The sequence below is a fragment of the Mesorhizobium sp. M7A.F.Ca.CA.002.05.1.1 genome (assembly GCF_003998335.1).
Lineage (GTDB): Bacteria > Pseudomonadota > Alphaproteobacteria > Rhizobiales > Rhizobiaceae > Mesorhizobium.
Genome location: NZ_RZQI01000559.1, coordinates 1 through 4,028 on the forward strand (window position 1 = coordinate 1; position 4,028 = coordinate 4,028).

Annotated in this window: 4 protein-coding genes; all 4 read right to left on the reverse strand. The window is 62.6% G+C overall.

All coding sequences use genetic code 11. The features are described from left to right. Positions 1-165: 165 nt before the first annotated feature. Positions 166-1,482, reverse strand: a complete 1,317-nt coding sequence (locus EN939_RS23910) for a M20 family metallopeptidase (RefSeq protein WP_127270153.1) — start codon at positions 1,480-1,482, stop codon at positions 166-168. Then, entirely contained in the window at positions 1,482-2,441 is a 960-nt protein-coding gene (locus EN939_RS23915; protein ID WP_127270155.1) for an ABC transporter permease, read from the reverse strand. Before EN939_RS23915 ends, EN939_RS23910 begins: the two co-directional genes overlap by 1 nt. Then, a complete protein-coding gene (locus tag EN939_RS23920; protein ID WP_206517084.1) occupies positions 2,438-3,424 on the reverse strand; it encodes an ABC transporter permease in 987 nt (328 codons plus the stop codon). Before EN939_RS23920 ends, EN939_RS23915 begins: the two co-directional genes overlap by 4 nt. A gap of 8 nt (positions 3,425-3,432) precedes the next feature. Further along, a partial coding sequence (locus EN939_RS23925) for a substrate-binding domain-containing protein (RefSeq protein WP_164751172.1) occupies positions 3,433-4,028 on the reverse strand: 596 nt, incomplete at its 5' end.

The window sequence follows — 4,028 nt, forward strand, 5'->3', positions numbered from 1 at the left end:
CCAGGGCGGCGACAGGAATGGCTTGCTCAGGACCTCAAAATCTCTTGCTCAGGACCTCCGGCTGTCAGAACGCGACGACATCACCAGGCAGTAGCGCAAGTTCGGCCACGATGCCGCCGCCTGTCGTGGCATTGCTAACCGATCCATTCATGTTGGCGGTGCCCGCTAGCGGCACCATTTTTCGACGGCAATTGCAATTGCCTTGGTGCAATCGACGAGATCGCGCACCGAAACGCGTTCGTTCGGCTGATGCGCCTGCGCGGGGTCGCCGGGACCGAAATTGACGGTCGGCGTGTTGCCGAGGCCGGTCGGCAGGCCGATGTCGCTGTGCGCGCCAAAACCACTCAGGACCGGCGAGAGATTGGCTTCTTTGACGGCCTCCTGGAAGACGCCGACAAAGGGATTGTCCGAGGGGATTTCGGCGCAATCGGCGTCGAGGATCCACTCGACGCGGGCGGGGTGCTTTCGCAGGTAGGGGTCTGCCTGGCAGACATTGGCTATGTGCTCTTCGATTTCGCGTTTGACGTTGCCACCCAGTTTGAACTCGTCGTGCTCGCTCGGCAGATATTGAGCGTCGATGATGATCTCGCCGCGCCCTGCCATGGAGGACGGATGTTCGCCGGCGCTCATCTGGGTGACGATGATCTGGTTGGGCAGGTCCATCAACGGATGGTTCTTTCTGGGATCGAACATCCAGCGCCGGTTGAGGATGTCGATGCCGTCGAGGATTTGCCGGCAAAGCTGGACGGCATCGACCGGGCCGCTCGAATACCAGGCATTGGGCGTCAGCTCCGCATGCCCGCCTATGCCGTCAATGATGATCTTCCCCCACAGAATGCCGTGACAGAGCGGTGCGATCTTGTTCGCCGTCGGTTCGGTCATGATGCCGGCGTCGGCGTGAAAGCCGCGATCGACCATGGCCAGCGACCCCATGCCGCCGATTTCCTCGTCGACGACGGTGGTGAAGACGACGTCTCCGGACAGGGGAATGTCGAGTCCCTTCAGGATCTCGACGGCCATCAGCATGCAGGCGACGCCGCCTTTCATGTCGACCGTACCGCGGCCGTGTAGAAATCCGTCCTTGAGGACGGGCTGGAACGGGTCGGTCGTCCAGTGCCCTGCGGCGCCGGGCGGGACGACATCGATATGGCCGGTCAGCATGATGGAGCGACCGCCGCCCGTGCCCTTCAAGACGCCGCCGAGATTGGGCCGGCCTTCGAACGTCCTGCCTTTGTTGGCGCCGGCGCGCCCCTTGTATTTTTCGTAGAGTGCAGGGCCATCCGGGTCCCATAGATCGGTCGAGAAGCCGAGCGCCTCGATCCGCTTTTGCAGATAGAGCTGGCAATCACGCTCGCCGGGGCCGGCCTCCTTTGGATCGGATTTCACGATCGAGGGGAAGGCGACGAGATCGCTCAGCGTTTGGACGATACGGTCAGCGCTTGCCTCGACGCGCGCGGCAATGATCTCTTCCATGGACGGCATCATGATCTCCAACGTTGGGAAAGTCGGTCGGCGAGAAGGACGAAAACCAGAAGGGCGCCGACAATCCCCACCTGCCAAACCGTGTTGATGTTCAATTGCAGAAGGCCGGTCTTCAGCGTGACCAGCAGCAGGACGGCCGCGAACACGCCGCCAACGCCACCGCGCCCTCCGGTGATGGCGATGCCTCCAAGCATGGCGGCAGTCAGCGATTCGAGTTCGAGGTTCTGGCCGATATTGGGCCTGCCGCTGCCGAGCCAGGAGATCGAGACGAGCCCAGCGGCGCCGGCGAGCGCGCCACTCAAGGCGTAGAGGATCAAGCGAACGCGATCGACCGGAATACCGACCAGCCTGGCCGAGCGTTCGTTGAAACCCATGGCGTAGATCCAGCGCCCCCACGCTGTCGAGAGCAGCACCAAACCGGCTAGCGCAAAGCAGGGGATGGCAAGGGTGAGAAAGGGCAGGGGAATGCCCATGACGACGCCGCGCCCCCACACAAGCAGCCAGGAGGGCACGCCTGCTTGGGCCGCGCCGCCGGTAATGGCAAGTGCAGCGCCGGAATAGACGAAGAAGGTGCCGAGCGTCGCGATGAAGGGGAGAAGCGCGAGCCCGTTCACCAGCCATCCGTTCAAGGCACCGAGCATCGCGCCGGCCAGGATGCAGACGGCGGGCAGCAGGACCGGCGGCAATCCCAGCTTGAGGCAAAGCATCGCGACGATGGCGGACAGCGAGACCGCACCGCCGACCGAGAGGTCGATGCCGGCGCCACCGGCCATGATGACCAGCCCTTGTCCAAGGCCGACCAGGGCAAGGATCGTCGAGAACTGAAGAATGGTGGTGACGGTGCCGAGATTGAAAACAGAAGGCCTGAGCGCCAGCAGGCCGACAATCACGATCAGCCAAAGCATACAGAGCAAAGCCAGGGTAAGGGCCGGGCCTTGCAGGTTGCGGAGCGTTTTCATGCGCGGGCTCGTTGAAATCTGCCGAGCGGCAATCGGTTGCAAACAGCTTCGAAGCCAAGCACGCCGATGATGAGAACGCCGGTGACGACAGGCTGCCAAAGGGAAGGGACACCGATCAGCAGCAGGCCGTTCTGCAGGATTCTCAGAAGCAGCACGCCGAGCACGGTGCCGATCAGGCTGCATCTGCCGCCCAATATGCTGGTCCCGCCAAGAATGACCGCGGCAATGGCGTCGAGCGCCAGCGTGCTGCCGATCGTCATCTCCACATTGCGATAGGTGGCGACATAGAACGTGGCGGCAATGCCAGTCAGCACACCGCTGATGACGAAGGTCATGAAGCGGATCTTGATCACCGGGATGCCAGAAAGCCGCGCTTTTTCCTCCGAATTGCCGATCGCCAGCAGATGCAGCCCATAAGGGGTTCGCCGCAGCGCCAGCCAGACGGCCAGATAGGCAACGGCAATCACCAGGGCAGGGACGGGGACGCCGAGCACGCTGGTTGCAAGAAGATCTGTAAGGCTCGAGGGCAGGCCCGAAAGCCATTGCCCTCCGAGAAGTACGAAGACGGCGGTGCGGTAGACACCAAGCAGGCCGAGTGTACCGACAATTGCCGGAACGCGGCCGAGGACAACGACGGCGGCGGTCACGCATCCCAGCAGCGCACCGACCAAAGGGCCTGCAATGAGCGCCAGCAGCGGATTGCCGCCGGCGCCGAGCACACGCCCGATGGCGATGGCCGCCAGACCCATGACGATGCCGATCGAGACATCGATGCCGCCCATGGCGAGCAGCAGGGTCATGCCAAGGCCGATCAGCAGCAGTTCGACACTGTTGCGCAAGACCGTGGCTGCATTGCCTGATGTCGCGTAGTGCGGCGATGCGACAGAAAAGATGACGATCGCCAGCAAACAGGCGACAAACAGAGACCACTCCCGCCCGTTCATGGAGAAGACACCGTTTCCAAACTGCCGCACCACGTTCATCTCAGAGCTCAGAAGTTGAACTTGTCGACATTGTCCTTGGTGAAGACGGCCGGCGGCCCGAGAAGCAAAATGCCCTTGGCGGCATCATAGGTGACGGGCTTTTCCAGGCCGACGACCTTGTTTTCCGCTTCGAAGCTCTTACCGTCGATCAGCTGTTTGCCGGCCCAGACCGTGAGATAGCCGAGTTGCTCGGGATCCCAGAGAACGGTGAAGCCGAAGGCTCCGCTCTTCAGGTAAGACCGTGCCGTGTTCGGGCTGCAGTAGCCGGCACCGATGACCGAGCCGATCTTGCCTGCGGTTTCGATGGCCTGGGCTACGCCCGGGCATGTCGAGGAGGCGACGGCGATGATCGCCTTGATGTCCGGGTTGGCCGCCATCAGATCGCCTGATATTTGCGCGGCGCGTTCGGCGGTGCCGCCGGCGAATTGCGGCGCGAGCAGCTTCAGCTTCGGATATTTGGCGGTGGCTTGCTTCTGCATGAAGCCGATCCAGGCGTTGAGATTGGACGCCGTTGCCTCGCCGGAGACGATGCCGATGGTTGCGTCCTCGCCGACGCGCTTGACGAGTTCGTCGACAATGGTTGTGCCGAGGCCTTCGTCGGTCG

Excerpts from the sequence above, each read along its gene's own strand:
- EN939_RS23910 (WP_127270153.1), bottom strand. The coding sequence starts at position 1,482 with ATGCCGTCCATGGAAGAGATCATTGCCGCGCGCGTCGAGGCAAGCGCT.
- EN939_RS23915 (WP_127270155.1), bottom strand. The coding sequence starts at position 2,441 with ATGAAAACGCTCCGCAACCTGCAAGGCCCGGCCCTTACCCTGGCTTTG.
- EN939_RS23920 (WP_206517084.1), bottom strand. The coding sequence starts at position 3,424 with ATGAACGTGGTGCGGCAGTTTGGAAACGGTGTCTTCTCCATGAACGGG.